The 462-nt window shown below is 69.5% G+C and carries 1 protein-coding gene; it reads right to left on the bottom strand.

Features of this window, described 5'->3' with window-relative positions:
- Positions 1-462: ferredoxin reductase domain-containing protein (locus AC1DIO_RS35490; protein WP_476854970.1), on the bottom strand; the 462-nt coding region annotated here is incomplete at both ends.

A 462-nucleotide genomic window follows, 5' to 3' on the forward strand; every position in this document is an offset into this window, starting at 1 on the left:
CGGAAGATGGCGTCCGCCGGGGTCCGGGCTGTGTGGATGAGGACGACGTCGGAGTCCGGGCGGTGCGGCACGAGGGTGCGGATCATGGACATGACCGGGGTGATGCCGCTGCCGGCGGTGAGCATCAGCAGGGGCCGCGGGTGTTCGGGGAGGACGAAGTCGCCCTGCGGCGGGGCCAGGAAGAGCACGTCGCCGGGCTTGGTGTTGCGCACGAGGGTCCCGGAGACGGCACCCATGTCGCTGACAGTGATGGCCGGGTCTTTGCCTGCGGGGGCGCTGAGCGAGTACGACCGCCAGTGGCGGACGCCGTCGAGCTCGACGCCAATACGGGCCCACTGGCCGGCAAGGTGCGCTTGCCAGCCGCGGCCGGGACGGAAGAAAATGGTGGCGGAATCGGCCGTTTCTGGAACCACCCGGGTGACCACGCCGCGCAATTGGCGGGCAGAAAACACAGGGTTGAAC

It is taken from the genome of Allobosea sp. 05T439 (assembly GCF_056396005.1).